This is a genomic window from Exiguobacterium sp. CH10 (genome assembly GCF_018617635.1).
GTDB classification, from domain to species: Bacteria; Bacillota; Bacilli; order Exiguobacteriales; family Exiguobacteriaceae; genus Exiguobacterium; species Exiguobacterium aestuarii_A.
On record NZ_JACSKO010000001.1, the window covers coordinates 262,062 to 278,008 of the forward strand.

A 15,947-nucleotide genomic window follows, 5' to 3' on the forward strand; every position below is an offset into this window, starting at 1 on the left:
GAGTAGGCATCCGCGGAAAAGAAACTGACAAGATTGACTTTCAACCGTCGGGACGACGGGGTTAGCCTGATAAGGTTCCGAACGTTAGGTCGGATAACTCAGGAATCCTCCATCTCTAAGCAAAGCGTAGGTGGAGGTAGTTCAATGCTTAGGTGATGCGACTTCTTCGACGATTGTAACGACATACTCGACGAGTTTATATAGCTCTTCAAGTGGCATCCGCTCGTTCGTCGTATGAATTTCTTCATAACCGACTGCTAAGTTGACTGTCGGAATCCCGCCACCGGCGATGACGTTCGCATCTGAACCGCCACCTGAGTGCAAGATTCGTGTCGGACGTCCGATTGTTGCCGCTGCACGTTTTGCGACCTCGACAACCTCATCGCCTTCTTCAAACTTGAATCCCGGGTACATGATATCGATATCGACTTCAGCACGACCACCGTATGACTCCGCCACTTCGATATAGGCCTGCTTCATCGTTTCCGCCTGTTTCTCCATCTTCTCATGAATGAGCGAACGAGCCTCAGCGAGTACTTCGACATAGTCACAAACGATGTTTGTAGCACGTCCCCCTTCGAAGCGTCCGATGTTCGCCGTTGTTTCTTCATCGATTCGACCGAGCGGCATCTTCGCGATGGCTTTTGCTGCGATTTGAATAGCTGAAATCCCTTTCTCAGGAGCGACACCCGCATGAGCCGTCTTGCCATAAATCTTCGCGTTCACTTTCGCTTGTGTCGGTGCCGCGACGATGATGTCGCCGACTGGACCGTCCGAGTCAAGCGCAAAACCGAACTTCGCGTCGATTTTTGATAAATCCAAGACTTTCGCCCCGACGAGTCCTGATTCTTCCCCGACCGTAATCACGAATTGAATCTGACCGTGTGGAATCTGTTTTTCGTTCAACACGCGAACAAGCTCGATCATCGCCGTGAGACCTGTCTTATCATCCGCTCCGAGAATCGTTGTACCATCCGTGACGACATAACCATCTTTGATGCTCGTCTTGATTCCCTTACCAGGTGTCACCGTATCCATGTGAGCTGTGAAGTAAATCGGATCAACATTCTCTTTCGTTGCAGGCAACGTGATGATCAAATTGTTACCAGAATGTGCTGTCTTCGTTGATGCATCGTCTTCATACACATCACATCCAAGCTCTGTGAATACCGCTTTCAAGTGTTCACAAATGACAGCTTCTTCCTTCGTTTCTGAATCGATGCCGACCAATCCTAAAAATGTGTCAAGCACACGTGTCTCGTTTACCATAAACAACATCCCTCCATCCAAACATTTCTTGACCATTATAACAAACTCCCTTAGATTGCACGAATCTTTTCCATTCTGTACAATGATGGCAAACACGTACATGGAGGCAAGTTATGAAGAAAAAGCAAAAAAGACGACAACGCATCATTCAAATTGGCGTCATCGTCATCGTCTCAATCTTTTTGATCAGCACGTTTCTCTCGAGCATGACCATGTTCTTTTAAGAGCAAAATATAGCGCTCTTTCAAGATCAAGTAACTTTTCACATCCGATAAAATATTCAACAAGGATGAGCGTACCTCAAATTCTTCACGTGTTGTGGGGAGAGGTACGTTTTTTCGATAGTGTTCAATCATTTCTTCAAGTTCTTGCAGAAAAACGGAAGCGTCCGCCTGCTCGTTCACGTGGTCCCCGACACGACGCAAAAATGTTGCAACAGGTTTTGCTTCATTAACGACCATGGTGATTTCTCTTGCGTTATCAGCGACCCGCTTCAAAATATCGTATTGTCGCTCCCGCATCCGGAAGTAGAGGTAATCCATATCTTCATTTCGTTTCCCAATGGAGTTACCCATACGTCGAAGGGCCAAATCTTTCCCTTCTTTCAAATAGTCCCGTGTCTTGATGAGCATCATCGAATGGTTGTTATACACACCGGTCTCGACACATGCCGCTACATCGTAAAAAAGTACGGCAAGCGATCGGTCGATACTATCTTTGATACGCTCGATTTCTCGATCTAGCGTCGGCATATACATGTTGACGACGAGTCCGACCCCGACACCAATCGCGATGAGCAATAACTCGTTAATGAACAATTCGAGTGAAAACTGTGCCTCGGTATAGAGATGCGTCAAGATCACGACACTCGTAATGAGTCCATCTTGCAGTTTCAGTTGTTGTACGAGCGGAATGAAGATGACAAAATAAAGTGTGAGCGTCACCGGTGAATAACCGAGTAACGTAAACATGGCGGCACCCATTCCGATGGCGAGAAGACTCGCCATGACGCGCTCATACGAGGCGCGAATAGACTTTTTTCGTGTCTCTTGAATACTCAAAATGGCGATAATGGCAGCAAATACAAAATAATCAAGATGAATCGTCTCGGAAATGAGCATTGCGATACCCGCTGCGACCGCGGTTTTTAACGTCCGCGTTCCAATTTTCATACTGATTTCCCCCTTCTCCATCAAATTGTTGACTAAATCAACTCGTTTGGCAATTCAAAAGTTTGGAAGTGATCTGATTGAAACAAAAGAAAAAACGTACGATTTGGCCGATGATTGCGACGCTTGGTCTTGCCATCGCCGCATTTTTATGGATTCAGTCTGGCCGTGAAGACACGTATATTGTCGAAACCGTCACGAACGGGGACCGTGTCACACGGTCGTTCGAATCTCTTGCTGAGGCAAAACGCTATATGGCAGCGGGAAATAACCGCACCTTATTCTCTCCTTCTGGAGAAGTTCTCGACTTCACAGGCACCGGTGTGGCCGTGACTCCAAGCGATGCCATCACGAACCTTTACGAAGATCAATCGTTTAAAAAACGTCAGTCTTATGTCGCTGGTGGTACAAGACTTCAACTCCTTGAACGAGGCGAAGACCATTTGAAAGTACGCATATCAGGCGCAGACGTCTACGTAAAACCTGATCAGATGGCATTGTTCCCAGAAGCCGTCGTGGAAAGACGTGGATATTACGAGATTCGAGATGGTGATGTGTATCATTCCGTCGAGGCGAATGCGAATCTCGCCGGCACGTTTCTTGTCGGACCGACAGAGAAGCGCTCAGAAAATCGTTTTTATACGGAACGTGTCCGAGACGTCTTCGACTCTCCCTATCAATTCGCTTCAATCCGATCATCGTCACCGTATTCCGCCAAAGCGTTCGATCAGTATTTACAATCCATCGACTCGCCTCTCGCTGGAGAGGGCGACGCCTTCAAACGTGCGGAAGAAACGTATGGAGTCAATGCCTTGTTCCTACTCGCGGTAGCCGGTCACGAGTCACGGTTTGGAACGTCCGACATCGCACGGGAAAAACGTAACTTGTTCGGATTCCGGGCAACAGATGACGACCCGAGCGGCAACGCCACAACCTTTGAGACGGTTGAAGCGAGCGTTGACGCGGCTGCCGAACTGTTCGCCACAAAATATGTAAAAGGACCATACGCACGCGGAGATTACCCTGGTAACAAGCAAGAAGGAATTAACATCTTTTACGCGTCAGACCCGTATTGGGGTGAGAAGGTTGCCGGTACGATGTATGCAATCGATCGCGAACTTGGCTTGGAACAGTTAAAACAGATAAAATGAACAATAGCCCAGCTCAGTTGAGTCGGGCTATTGTTCATTTATAGTGTATCACTCACTTCAATTTCGTAAAGCTCGATGAGTCGATTGTTGTCGAGCACTTTCTCACTTGCCTCTTCATACCGTTCCGTGACGAGCGGGATCAGTTTTTCCCACACGACCCACTTCATATATTGATCACGATCATAATTATGATTCAGCTCATATACACTCATTTCTTTTGCCTCGGCATACCGTCTCTGTGACTCGACTTCCTCCGCATCAGGTCCTCGTTCAATCCAACCATCGACTTCTTCATCTGTTACGACGACCCCATACTCGTCTTTCGCATGAGTCAACCAAGCACGTTCAAAATCAGCTTGCTCTGAAGCGCGCGTTATGAGCTTGTTTATATCAATACTTTCATCAAATATACTCATCTCCACGTACATTCGTTCCGCCAACTTCCGTTCGAAATCATTCTTGATTTGCGGGGCCACATCGCGTTGGAAATCAGTTAAGATACCTTTTAGTTCGCCCACAGTCATCTCAGGAGCTGTCTTTGTTTCGACTTGAGAATTCGTCACCTTTTTAATCGGTTCGGACAAATCATCATCTCTCATATTCGTAAAAAAGAGCGCTATCACAACTAGAATACTGAAAATAGATATCCCCATCAGTCGCCTCATGGCTTAGCAGCTCCCTCCAATTGATTGACATCATCTTACGCACTTCAATCGTATCATATTCTATATACGCATCTTGTCGAAGAAATGATTCAACACCAAATGACATCTGATTGAAGGAATTTCAAATCAGAAGACGAATATATAGAATGAACGACCATTCATTTTCAAGGGGGAATCAATATGAAAACGATTTGGATTACCGGGGGATCGTCTGGTATGGGGAAAGCCATGGCCTTAAAATTTAAGCAAGAAGGATGGAATGTGGCGATCAGTGGTCGAAACGAGGAACGACTACTAGAAGCGATGAACGAACTGAACGCAATCGAAACAGGTCAAGCGATGAGTGTGCAGCATGATGTTCGTGATTATGAAGGATGCGCTCAAGCACTCGCTGACATCGTATCCGCTTACGGACCGGTTCACGCACTCGTCAACAACGCGGCAGGTAATTTCGTCTGTCCGACACTTGATTTGTCTCCGAACGGTTGGGCGAGCGTCATTGACATCGTCTTGAACGGCACATTCAACTGCACTCATGTTCTCGGGAAACATTGGGAAGCAGAAGAATTACGAGGCGGGTCAATCATTAACATGGTCGCCTCATATGCATGGCAAGCAGGTCCTGGTGTCGCACCGAGTGCGGCAGCGAAAGCGGGCGTCCTCAATTTGACGAGAACGCTCGCAGTTGAATGGGGCTATCAGTTCGGGGCTCGTGTCAACGCCATTAGCCCAGGACCGATTGAACGGACAGGCGGTGCGGAAAAACTCGTGTCCCATGTCAAAGAAGTAGAGCGGATTCGCCGCAATGTCCCACTAGGACGTTTTGGGACACCGGAAGAAATCGCCGACTTGGCCTTTTGGATGGCCTCTGACGAGATGCGTTATTTAAACGGGGATTGTATTTCTCTTGACGGCGGCCACTGGCTCAATAAACATCCATTTTAATCAAAAGGACGACCGAGACATATGTCTCGGTCGTCCTTTTAAATGTCTACTCCATCCCACTCTTCGTGAAATTGCACCAAAAAGCGCTCCATGAACGCATGCCGTGACATCGCCAATTGTTTCGCTTTAGCGGTATGCATCCTAGACGCCAGATTCAACAGTTTATCTTGAAAATGTTGTATTGCACTTTCTTCCGACAGATTGAGCGGTGTTCCGCGAGAACCAGCGAATTGGAATGTTCGCGCAATCCCAATGGCCCCGATGGCATCAAGACGATCGGCGTCCTGCAAAATTTCACTTTCGCGAGTCGTAGGCTGAATCCCTTTTGAGAAAGACACTTCATCGATTAAGGTCAGCACTAAGTTTGCTTGCTCTTCAGTGATTTCTAGAGAAGTCAAATGTTGTTTGACGAGTCCCTTCGGTCGACCGAGCTTATGGTCTTCCACGTCATGTAAATACGCAGCAAGGATGAGCACTGTCTCGTCGACAGGCTCATCCTTCATCAAGCGCTTCACCAGTCGGACGACGCGCTCAATATGAGCGGTGTCATGCCCTGTATGGTCTTCTGCATGAATCTGTTCGACGAACGTTTTCGTCGCTTGTATGACATCCACGCTTAAATCTCGATCGTCGTGTTCGGTTCAATCAAAAGACCACGACGATGTAACTGGTCACAGAATGCCTGAGCGTCCTGCTTGATCGGCGGGAACGTATCAAAGTGGATTGGGACGACCCGTTTGGCTTGGAGCCACTGCGCCGCGTCTAATGCATCTGCAGGTCCCATCGTAAAATTATCTCCGATTGGAAGGAATGCGACATCGATTTCGAAACGTTCTCCGTACATTTTCATATCCGAGAACAGGCTCGTATCCCCAGCGTGATAGAGCGTCAGCTCATTCGTCTCAATGATGAATCCAGCTGGCATTCCCATATAGATTGGTGTGTCACCCATATCGAAACTCGAGCTATGAAATGCTTGCGTCATCGTGACACGTCCGAACGGGAAGGCGTGTCCGCCACCGATATTCATTCCGTGTACAGAAAATCCTTTTTTCTCATAGTAGGTCGCGAGCTCATGCGTCGCCACAATCGTCGCACCCGTCTCTTTCGCGATCAATTCGACATCTTCGATATGATCAAAATGAGCGTGGGTGAGCAACAAATAGTCTGGGCGTAGTGTAGAAGGGTCTACTTCCGTATGAGGGTTACTCGTCAAAAATGGATCGATCAACACGTTTACGCCATCGATCTCAAATCCTACTGTCGCGTGTCCGTAATAAGTGATTTTCATGTGCATTCATCCTTCCTTCGTAAGTTCAGATTACAACACTTTTTCTAAGAATCGTTTCGCACGGTCTGTCTGCGGGTTCAACAATAGGTCGGCCGGTTTTCCTTCTTCCATCAGAATTCCTTCATCAAGGAAGAGGACACGGTCTGCCACTTCACGAGCAAAGCCCATTTCGTGTGTGACGACGACCATCGTCATCCCTGTCTCAGCTAACCCCTTCATGACATCGAGTACTTCGTTGACCATCTCAGGGTCAAGTGCCGATGTCGGCTCATCGAATAACATGACGTTCGGTTCCATCGCCAAAGCACGTGCAATCGCGACACGTTGTTTTTGTCCACCTGATAATTGGCTCGGGTAGGCGTCGATTTTCTCAGAGAGGCCGACACGTTCGAGCAATTTTTTCGCACGTTCAAGAGCTTCAGCCTTACTGACTTTCAAAACATTGACAGGTGCATACGTCAAATTGTCCAATACGCTCATATGCGGGAAGAGGTTGAACTGTTGGAACACCATCCCGATATTTTGGCGAGCCTTCGCGACGTTCGCCCCTTTTTTCGTAAGTTCGAATCCATCCACACTGACCGTCCCGCTCGTCGGGATTTCTAGCATGTTCAAGCAACGCAGAAATGTCGATTTACCAGACCCAGACGGTCCGATGACGGCGACCACTTCACCACGTTCAATCGTCGTCGTGATTCCCTTCAATACTTCTAAGTCACCAAATTGTTTGTGTAGGTCTTTAACTTCGATCATCTTCCATCACTCTTTCTTAACCGTTTTTCTAGACGTTGTCCAAGATACGTCAAGATCATCACTATCGTAAAGTATATCACACCGGCGAATAGAAGCGGTTCGAAGTAGATTGCCTTCTGCCCACCGACAATCTGTGCCCGGCGCATAATGTCGAGTACGCCGACCGTCGAGACGAGTGCCGACTCTTTCGTCAATGTAATCATCTCGTTGACGAGGGCGGGCAAGATATTCTTGAACGCCTGTGGCAAGATGATTGAACGTAATTGTTTGACGTATGGGACACCTAAAGCATCAGATGCTTCCCATTGGCCTTTATCGACCGCTTGAATACCAGCACGAATAATCTCTGAAATATACGCCCCTGAGTTCAATGAAAAGGCGATGACTGCCGATTGATATGGCGTCGTGATATAGCCAGTCAGTTGTGGCAACCCGAAGTGAATGATGGCAAGTTGCAAGATAAGTGGTGTCCCACGGAATACAGCCGTGTATGCATGTCCAATAAAGTTGATGAGACGATTCGGTACGATTTTCAGTGTTGCAACGACAATACCAAGTGAAATCCCGATTAATGCCGAGACGATGACCACTTGGAACATGACTGGAATCCCTTCAAGTATGTAAGGGATCGAATCATAAATCCGGCTAAAATCCATTGTAAGTTCCTCCTAAAAAAAGGCTGACCGATTCATCTTCAGTCAGCCTCGTACGATTCATTATTCGGCTGGTGCAGCCTCTTCTTCAAACCATTTTTGTGCTAACTCTTCGATTTCTCCACTGTCGATCATCTTCTTCAACTCTTCGTTGAATTGATCGCGGAGTTCATCGTCTTTACGGAAGGCAGCAGCAGAGCCCGCTTCTTCTTCGTCCACGATTTCAAATGTTGTCAATTCGCTGTCTTGCTCGAGGTATTTCTTCGCGACCGTATCTTCGATGACCATTGCGTCAATACGTCCTGTCTTGATTTCCTGGATGATCTCAGGAATCTTGTTCAATGAGACGATTTCAGCGTCTGCGATTTGATCCTGTGCGATTCCTTCTTGAATCGAACCAAGCTGGACACCAATCTTTTTGCCTTTCAAATCTTCAAGTGATTGAAGTGAATCATCTTTCGATAAGATCAAGTTCACCGCTGTGAAATAGATATCCGAGAAATCGGCATTTTCTTTACGTTCTTCTGTCGGTGTCATACCAGCCATGACGAAGTCGACACGACCCGCGTTGAGGGCTCCGAGCAAACTTCCGAAATCCATATCTTCAATTTTCAATTCATATCCCATGTTTTCTGCCACTTTTTTGGCGATGTCGATATCAAATCCGACGATCTCGTCGCCATTCGCTGTGTCGACGAATTCATACGGGAAGTAATCGGCACTCGTACCCATGACGATGACTTTGTCATCCTCACCATCGGTCGATGTCGATCCTCCTTCGTTCACGTCTGCTCCACATGCGACTGAGAACGCGGCCAGTCCTGCTAAACATAATGCTAGAAAACCTTTTTTCATCTTCATCTCCCTTTCGTAATTGAATGATAATTATCAGAACTTTAACAAAATTATGACATATGTGTGAACGTAGCTCAACTGTTCTATGACACATCAGTTGTCCGACTTGTGTCTCCAACCACTATATACACATAATTATTACTTGTAAAGTATATTCATGCAATTCATACAAAAAAAGAAGGTCACATCCGCTCGAAAGCGAAATATGTGACCGTTCCGTTGTCGCGAGACCCATATGGTTGGACCTGTTTGACGGATGACATTGGGATGGCACTATACACGTGCGGGTAACGTTCCCCGTCCTCATCTAACTCATAATGTAACAGTTGCCCAAGACGATTGACGTAAAGGGAGACGAGAACGACCGCTTCTCCCGCATACGACGCTTTGACGACCTTTCCAATCTGTTGCGGCGTACAACATTTAATCGTTCCTTCCGATTGAAGAGACGGTTCATTGATTTCACCGCGTGACAGGGCAATCATATATTCTGCCTCCGTCATAATTTTGATGACTGGTTCCATATACACTGCCCCTTTTCACAAAAGCGCAAAGGCAATGCCTTTGCGCCGTTGCTTGATTATGCGAAGTAGATATCGAACAATGTTTGTAATTGGTCGACAAGTTCTTCCGCAGTTGACGACTCGATTTCACTACGCTCTACCATCGTCACGATGTTTCCATCCTCGAGGAGGGCAATCGATGGTGAAGACGGTGCATATCCTTCAAAATACTCACGTGCACGATCTGTCGCTTCACGGTCTTGACCTGCAAACACGGTCACGAAATGGTCAGGTTTTACACCTTCCATCTTGTTAACGTAAGCAGCGGCCGGACGAGCGATCCCGCCTGCACAACCACATACCGAGTTAACGAGTACAAGTGTCTTCCCTTCTTTTTTCAGTGCCCCGTCTACTTCTTCCGGTGTCGTGAGCTCTGTGTATCCTGCAGCACGCACTTCGTTACGCGCTTGTTCGACTACATCTTGAAAATATAATTGAAAATCCATGTTGTTTCCCCTTTCGACATTTCGTCTATACTCTCTTATTTTACGTCTTGTTCTACCTCGAGGACAAGTCTATCGCTCAATTCACGTTCTAAGAACGGATCTGCCTGTAACATTTGTTTAAAGGCGAGGTAGCGCGCCTTCGTCTCAGCACTCGCTTTACGATTCGTCAAATACGCACGAATCATGATGTTCTTCGGTGTATGCTCGAGGTCGATGAACTCCAGTAACTGAGCTTCATAACCAACAAGCCCAAGAAGTTCAGCCCGAATCGAATCTGTCGCCAGCGAAGCGAACCGTTCTTTGATCAATCCATGCTGAAGCATCACGTCTAGATTCGGTGCTTGAAGTTGACGATTTAACTCCTTCTGACAGCAAGGAACACTCAAGATGACTTTCGCCCCCCACCGGACGGCACGGGCTAACGCCATATCAGTCGCCACGTCACATGCATGAAGTGTCACGACCATATCAACAGCTGTCTCCCCTTCATATTCATTGATGTCTCCGACTAAGAATTCGAGCCGCTCATATCCTAAGTCTTTTGCAATCGATGCACATTCTTCGATGACTTCTTTTTTCAAATCGAGACCCGTGATATGGACATCATACCCTTTCATCTCGTGTAAAAAGTGATAGAGCGCGAACGTCAAATACGATTTCCCTGAACCGAAATCCAAGATTCGGACGGTACGGTCTGTCGGCAAGTGTTTAAGCGAGTCCTCAATGAACTCAAGGAAGCGGTTGATTTGTTTAAACTTGTCATACTTTTGTCGCTTCACTTTTCCATCACTCGACTGGATGCCGAGTCGAATCAAGAATGGGACTGGTTCGTCGAGTGGTAGCACATATTGCTTTTCCCGATTATGGCTCAACTGAATTTCTTTTTGAGCTGTCTGTCTCTCTTTAAAGGTCACTTTAAATTTTTTGGATAACTGAAATTGAAGGTCAGACTCTTTTAATTGAAACTGTCCTTGTCTGAACGTTTCAAGAAGGTCGAACAATTCTTCTACAGCCTCATCCGGTGATAAGTTTTTATGGTTCATCACCCGTTCGTACTGATATTCAAACTGGATGTGGTATGCATTCCGAAGCATGACCGGTTTCAATTTGACCCGTCTGAGATCACTTGATTTTTGACGGGGTTGACTGATTGTCGCCGACACGAGATGATTTGATTGGATTACGTCTTCGAGACGTTCTTGTAACGCTTTATATTCCAATGGATTCAATCCTTTTTTAAAAATTTTGAAACATATCGTTTCACCTGTCCGTACATACTATTACACGAAGACGACGTTACGTCAAAGGAGGATACACATATGTTTAAAAAGATTTTATCATCAATCGGAATCGGTGCCGCAAAAGTCGACACACGCTTGAATCAAAGCCATTGCACACCCGGTGGTGAACTTAATGGAGTGGTCCATGTAGAGGGCGGTTCAGTCGAGCAGTCGGTCGACAGCATCTATCTTTTCTTCAACACGCTGTATAAACATGAGGTCAACGATAAAACGACTCATTCGACCTTTACAATTGAAAAGATTTTATTGAATGAGGCTCCATTTATGATTGGACCAGGAGAAGTGAAAGAAATCCCGTTCACGGTCAACGTCCCGTTCAATACCCCACTCTCTGTCAGTCAATCTAAATCATGGATTGAGACCGGGCTTGATATCGCCCAAGCCGTCGACCCAAAAGATGAAGATGCGATTACCGTTCAACCGAACGCTTCACAACAAGTCATTTTAGATGCGATGGACGAACTCGGTTTTCGTCTCAAGAAAGCCGACACAGAGATGCTCCCGGCACGCCATCGTTCAGGTCGTCTTCCGATTGCACAAGAACTCGAATATTCAGCGAACGGCTCACGTTTGGGGCGTCAGTTAGATGAAGTCGAAGTCGTCATCTTACAAGAAGAGGATTCGATTGAATTACTCATACAAGTCGACCGCAGTGTCCACGACCTCGGAAGTCTTTTCGCTGATTTGACGGGAACGGACGAGTCGACGCATCGTGTCCGCTATGATGCTGCACGTTTGTCACCAGCTGAAGTTCGTCGCGACATCGAATCGATGATTGAACAATCGATATAAAGAACTTACCGACACGCCATTTCTATGAATGGCGTGTTTTTCTGAGATGTTGAATTTTACCATCCATTATTTTACAATAAACACATAGAATCAAACCTTTTTTTGGAGGTGACTACATCTTGTTCGCTTTAATAATCATCGGGAGTTTAGGTCTTGCGACGCTTGCCTCACCCATTCTAGAAACCAGCTTCTCTGATTCACTCGCCTATTTCACGCTTGGTGGACTCGAGGTGTTGATCGGTTTGATCGCGATGAGTTTAATGCGTAATCCGTCGACAAATGCCTTATCATTCATGAAGTTCGTACCTTATCTTGTACTCTTTATCCATTTCCCGGCCTCTCTCTGCCTGCTTTGGATTTCCTCAGTCAGACATGATGGTGTTCCCGAATTTACATTAGACTATATCTTTGTATATTGGATGTTTCTTCTCGTATTTATTGTAATCAACAAATCGATGTACCGTGTTCATCTACGACAATTTAAGAAGGTTCATGACTAGAAAGGACGATTCAACATTGGATCCATTTTACCTTCTTTACGACCGATCAATCCCGCTCACGCTATTCATGACGCTCGGCATATTTAGTCTTGTGTTTGCGTATGCGCTCTACAAAACCAAACAACGACTCTCGAAAAGACTCGTCATCACCGGCATGTCCATGTCGTTCCTTCTCTTACTCATCTCAGCCGCAAGTTTCTTCTTCACGCTATTCATTGGCTATAACTCATGAAAAATGGAGGCGATCCCACCGGGGGCGCCTCCATTTTTTTTGAATCAATACACTGTATATGTGTTCGGGTCGATCGACTCGAGCGACTGTTTGATTGCTTGCAAGAATTGCCCTGCGACGAGCCCGTCGAGGACACGATGGTCGACCGACATACAAAGGTTGACCATATCGCGTGCCGCGAACATTCCGTTCATCCAGACCGGACGCTTCACAATCGACTCGACTGATAGGATTGCCGCTTGTGGGTAGTTCAAGATTGGTGCCGATTGGATTGAACCAAACGCACCCGTGTTGTTGATGGTGAACGTCCCTCCACGCATCTCCTCCGCCTTCAAACGGTTCTCACGCGCACGTGACGCTACGTCTTGAAGGGCCACAGCGAGTCCTTTGATGTTCTTCTCATCCGCTTGGCGAATGACCGGTACATACAGGGCGTCGTTTGCCGCGACGGCCACAGACAGATGGATGTCTTGGTGAACTTTGATGTGGTCGCCTGCCCATTCTGAGTTCATCATCGGATACTTCTTCAATGCCTCGATGGCTGCTTTCATGAAAAACGGCATGAATGTCAATTTGACGCCTTCCCGTTTCATGAACTCATCTTTCAATTTCGCACGCGCCTCGACGAGATTCGTTACATCGACCTCAATCATGAGCCATGCGTGTGGTGCCTCATGCTTCGAGCGAACCATATTGTTCGCAATCGCTTGACGCACACCAGCTGTCGGAATCGTTTCGTATCGACCTGTAGATGTCGAGGCAGCTGATTGTGAAGGTTCGACGGCAGGACGTGGTGCCTCAGTCGGAACGTCCATTTTTGTTTGTACCATTGTCTCTTGGACAGGTGCTTGTGTCGCTTTCTCAGGAGTTGATGCAGGGCGTCCTTCTGATAAGTAACGAAGAATATCTTTCCGCGTAATCCGACCGCCTAGACCGCTTCCGCTCAATTCATTCAAATCGATGTTGTTCTCATTCGCGAGTCGGATGACGGCAGGAGAATATCGACCGTTCCCACTCTGTTTTTTCGGAACCGTCGCGACAGCTTGCTTCGCTGCTGCCGGTTCTGCTGGTTCCGCTTCGGCGACCGGTTCAGTCTTCGTCTCAGTCACAGCTTCCTCTGCACTTTCGACTTCCATCGTCAGGACAGGTGTCCCGACACTGACCGTCTCACCTTCTGGAATGAGAAATTCTTTTACGATTCCTGCACTTGTTGCCGGAATCTCGGCCGTGACTTTATCTGTCATCACTTCGGCAAGTGGTTCATATTCTTCCACACGATCGCCCGGTTTGACGAGATATGTCGTAATCGTGCCTTCCGTCACACTCTCACCGAGTTGGGGCATTGTAATCGTTTGTTCCATGGAGACGCCTCCTTAAAACGCGGCGAGCTGACGCGCCCGCTCGGCAATTTTTTCTGGGGATACGATAAAGAATTTTTCCATCGGTGGTGCATATGGCATAGCCGGAACGTCAGGACCCGCTAAGCGTTCAATCGGCGCATCGAGTTCAAAGAGTGCCTTCTCTGCGATAATCGCCGCTACTTCTCCAATGATGCTTCCTTCTTTGTTGTCTTCTGTCACGAGTAACACTTTACCGGTCTTCTTGACCGACTCGATGATTGCACCCTGGTCGAGCGGATAGACGGTACGAAGGTCGAGAATATGCGTACTGATTCCTTCCTTTTCGAGTGTTTTCGCAGCTTCTTGTGCCATGTGGACACAAAGACCGTACGTGATGATTGTGATATCGTCACCTTCACGTTTGACAGCAGCCTTACCGATTTCAACCGTGTATTCGTCCGTTGGCAAGTCCGCCTTCAAAAGACGATAGGCACGCTTATGTTCGAAGAAGAGGACAGGGTCGTTCGAACGGATTGCTGCTTTCAACAATCCCTTCGCATCGACTGGGTCTGATGGAATGACGACTTTGAGACCTGGCGTCGAACTGAACATCGCCTCGACCGATTGCGAGTGATAGAGTGCCCCGTGAATGCCACCCCCGAAAGGAGCACGGATGACCATCGGACACGTCCAGTCGTTGTTTGAGCGGTATCGAATTTTTGCCGCTTCCGATACGATTTGGTTCACTGCTGGCATGATAAAGTCTGCGAATTGCATTTCTGCAATCGGTCGCATGCCGTACATGGCAGCCCCGACTCCTACACCGGCAATCGCACTCTCAGCGAGCGGTGCGTCGATGACACGGTCTTCTCCATACTTCTCAATCAAGCCTTGGGTGGCACGGAATACACCACCACGTACGCCGACGTCTTCCCCGACGACGAAGACGTTTTCGTCGCGCTCCATTTCCTCATGAATCGCTTCATTGATCGCTTCGATAAACGTTTTCATCATTTTTCCTCCTCATAGACGTAATCCAATGCAGATTCAGGTGATGCGTACGGTGCTTTGTCCGCATATGTCGTCGCTTCATTCACTTCAGCATCGATTTGTGCATCGATTTCGGCAAGTGTATCCGCTGTTGCAATACCATCGTTCACAAGTCGTTGACGGAACAATTGAATGCCATCTCGCTCTTTTAATCCGGCCAATTCTTCAGCTGAACGGTATGCTTTGTCATCATCATCTGATGAGTGTGGGACGAGACGTTCGACTTCTGCTTCGATTAGCGTCGGTCCTTCTCCGCGAAGTGCACGTTCGCGCGCTTCCTTCACGACCGCATATACAGCAATCGGGTCTGTCCCGTCGACTGTCACACCTGGCATGCCGTAGCCTTTTGCACGGTCTGATACATGCTCACATGCCAACTGTTTCGTAAGTGGTACCGAAATCGCATACTTGTTGTTCTCACAGAACAAGATAACCGGTAATTTATGGACACCTGCAAAGTTTGCCCCTTCGTGGAAGTCACCTTGGTTCGATGAGCCTTCTCCGAACGAGACGAACGTGACGAGTTCTTCTTTTTTCATCTTCGCCGCAAGTGCAATTCCGACCGCATGAGGGACTTGTGTTGTAACCGGAGATGAACCCGTCACGATGCGATGTTCTTTCGAGCCGAAGTGACCAGGCATCTGACGACCGCCCGAGTTCGGATCTTCCGCTTTCGCAAATGCCGACAACATCAAGTCTCTTGATGTTTGACCGAAGTGAAGAACAACCGCCACATCACGATAGTAAGGCAATACGTAGTCGATTCCTTTCTCGAGCGCGAACGCCGCACCGACCTGCGCCGCTTCTTGTCCTTGACATGAAACGACGAACGGGATTTTCCCGGCGCGGTTCAACTTCCACATCCGTTCATCAATCTTACGGGCGCGTACCATCGTTTCATACATTGCCAATAAATCTTGTTTGGTTAAACCAAGCTCTTCATATGAGTTTACAGTCATCTGTTCCATTCTT

At 47.4% G+C, this 15,947-nt stretch carries 19 protein-coding genes; 5 read left to right on the top strand and 14 right to left on the bottom strand.

Going from position 1 to position 15,947, the window contains the following annotated elements; translation table 11 throughout:
• Positions 1–141: 141 nt before the first annotated feature.
• Together KNP04_RS01395 and KNP04_RS01400 are read right to left on the bottom strand one after the other, a co-directional pair.
• Positions 142–1,269 (bottom strand): M20/M25/M40 family metallo-hydrolase, encoded by a 1,128-nt coding sequence (locus KNP04_RS01395; RefSeq protein ID WP_214875152.1) that lies wholly within the window; start codon positions 1,267–1,269, stop codon positions 142–144.
• Positions 1,270–1,442: 173 nt separating this feature from the next.
• Positions 1,443–2,441, bottom strand: coding sequence for an aromatic acid exporter family protein (locus KNP04_RS01400; RefSeq protein ID WP_214782456.1), 999 nt, complete (start codon positions 2,439–2,441; stop codon positions 1,443–1,445).
• A gap of 77 nt (positions 2,442–2,518) precedes the next feature.
• Between KNP04_RS01400 and KNP04_RS01405 the strand changes: the two genes are divergently transcribed.
• A complete protein-coding gene (locus KNP04_RS01405; RefSeq protein ID WP_251126048.1) occupies positions 2,519–3,589 on the top strand; it encodes an N-acetylglucosaminidase in 1,071 nt (356 codons plus the stop codon).
• 38 nt (positions 3,590–3,627) lie between these two features.
• Here KNP04_RS01405 and KNP04_RS01410 read toward each other — a convergent pair whose 3' ends face one another.
• Entirely contained in the window at positions 3,628–4,188 is a 561-nt protein-coding gene (locus tag KNP04_RS01410; RefSeq protein WP_214874502.1) for a hypothetical protein, read from the bottom strand.
• Positions 4,189–4,428: 240 nt separating this feature from the next.
• Here KNP04_RS01410 and fadH point away from each other — a divergent pair, with 240 nt between their 5' ends.
• Positions 4,429–5,199 (top strand): 2,4-dienoyl-CoA reductase, encoded by a 771-nt coding sequence (fadH, locus tag KNP04_RS01415; RefSeq protein WP_353047565.1) that lies wholly within the window; start codon positions 4,429–4,431, stop codon positions 5,197–5,199.
• 38 nt (positions 5,200–5,237) lie between these two features.
• Here the strand turns inward: fadH and KNP04_RS01420 are convergent, their stop codons facing one another.
• The 8 genes from KNP04_RS01420 to KNP04_RS01455 form a co-directional block, all read right to left on the bottom strand.
• Positions 5,238–5,813 (bottom strand): HD domain-containing protein, encoded by a 576-nt coding sequence (locus tag KNP04_RS01420; RefSeq protein ID WP_214874503.1) that lies wholly within the window; start codon positions 5,811–5,813, stop codon positions 5,238–5,240.
• 2 nt (positions 5,814–5,815) lie between these two features.
• Positions 5,816–6,490, bottom strand: a complete 675-nt coding sequence (locus KNP04_RS01425) for a metal-dependent hydrolase (RefSeq protein WP_214748101.1) — start codon at positions 6,488–6,490, stop codon at positions 5,816–5,818.
• Between the two features lie 30 nt (positions 6,491–6,520).
• Positions 6,521–7,243, bottom strand: a complete 723-nt coding sequence (locus KNP04_RS01430) for an amino acid ABC transporter ATP-binding protein (RefSeq protein ID WP_074033278.1) — start codon at positions 7,241–7,243, stop codon at positions 6,521–6,523.
• The gene (locus KNP04_RS01435; protein ID WP_012726548.1) at positions 7,240–7,899 is read right to left on the bottom strand and encodes an amino acid ABC transporter permease; all 660 of its coding nucleotides are present in this window, start codon (positions 7,897–7,899) and stop codon (positions 7,240–7,242) included. Before KNP04_RS01435 ends, KNP04_RS01430 begins: the two co-directional genes overlap by 4 nt.
• Before the next feature lie 60 nt (positions 7,900–7,959).
• On the bottom strand, positions 7,960–8,751 hold the full coding sequence (locus KNP04_RS01440) for a transporter substrate-binding domain-containing protein (protein WP_214820177.1): 792 nt from the start codon (positions 8,749–8,751) through the stop codon (positions 7,960–7,962).
• Positions 8,752–8,933: 182 nt separating this feature from the next.
• Positions 8,934–9,275: a DUF952 domain-containing protein gene (locus KNP04_RS01445; protein WP_214692910.1), complete on the bottom strand. Its 342-nt coding sequence runs from the start codon at positions 9,273–9,275 to the stop codon at positions 8,934–8,936.
• A 56-nt stretch (positions 9,276–9,331) separates the two neighbouring features.
• Complete coding sequence (locus KNP04_RS01450) at positions 9,332–9,760, bottom strand: BrxA/BrxB family bacilliredoxin (protein WP_012726551.1); 429 nt, start codon at positions 9,758–9,760, stop codon at positions 9,332–9,334.
• A 35-nt stretch (positions 9,761–9,795) separates the two neighbouring features.
• On the bottom strand, positions 9,796–10,980 hold the full coding sequence (locus tag KNP04_RS01455; protein WP_214820179.1) for a class I SAM-dependent methyltransferase: 1,185 nt from the start codon (positions 10,978–10,980) through the stop codon (positions 9,796–9,798).
• Positions 10,981–11,079: 99 nt separating this feature from the next.
• On the opposite strand from KNP04_RS01455, the gene KNP04_RS01460 reads away from it, so the two are divergent.
• From KNP04_RS01460 to KNP04_RS01470, 3 genes are all read left to right on the top strand, one after another.
• A complete protein-coding gene (locus tag KNP04_RS01460; protein ID WP_214874504.1) occupies positions 11,080–11,853 on the top strand; it encodes a sporulation protein in 774 nt (257 codons plus the stop codon).
• Between the two features lie 119 nt (positions 11,854–11,972).
• Positions 11,973–12,353 (top strand): hypothetical protein, encoded by a 381-nt coding sequence (locus KNP04_RS01465; protein WP_214820183.1) that lies wholly within the window; start codon positions 11,973–11,975, stop codon positions 12,351–12,353.
• A gap of 16 nt (positions 12,354–12,369) precedes the next feature.
• Entirely contained in the window at positions 12,370–12,585 is a 216-nt protein-coding gene (locus KNP04_RS01470; protein WP_214820185.1) for a hypothetical protein, read from the top strand.
• Positions 12,586–12,629: 44 nt separating this feature from the next.
• Here the strand turns inward: KNP04_RS01470 and KNP04_RS01475 are convergent, their stop codons facing one another.
• From KNP04_RS01475 to KNP04_RS01485, 3 genes are read right to left on the bottom strand one after another with little or no spacing between them, the layout of a single operon-like run.
• On the bottom strand, positions 12,630–13,946 hold the full coding sequence (locus KNP04_RS01475) for a dihydrolipoamide acetyltransferase family protein (RefSeq protein ID WP_214874505.1): 1,317 nt from the start codon (positions 13,944–13,946) through the stop codon (positions 12,630–12,632).
• A 12-nt stretch (positions 13,947–13,958) separates the two neighbouring features.
• On the bottom strand, positions 13,959–14,936 hold the full coding sequence (locus KNP04_RS01480) for an alpha-ketoacid dehydrogenase subunit beta (protein ID WP_214820189.1): 978 nt from the start codon (positions 14,934–14,936) through the stop codon (positions 13,959–13,961).
• Positions 14,936–15,943: a thiamine pyrophosphate-dependent dehydrogenase E1 component subunit alpha gene (locus KNP04_RS01485; RefSeq protein WP_483297961.1), complete on the bottom strand. Its 1,008-nt coding sequence runs from the start codon at positions 15,941–15,943 to the stop codon at positions 14,936–14,938. Before KNP04_RS01485 ends, KNP04_RS01480 begins: the two co-directional genes overlap by 1 nt.
• Between the last annotated feature and the right edge of the window lie 4 nt (positions 15,944–15,947).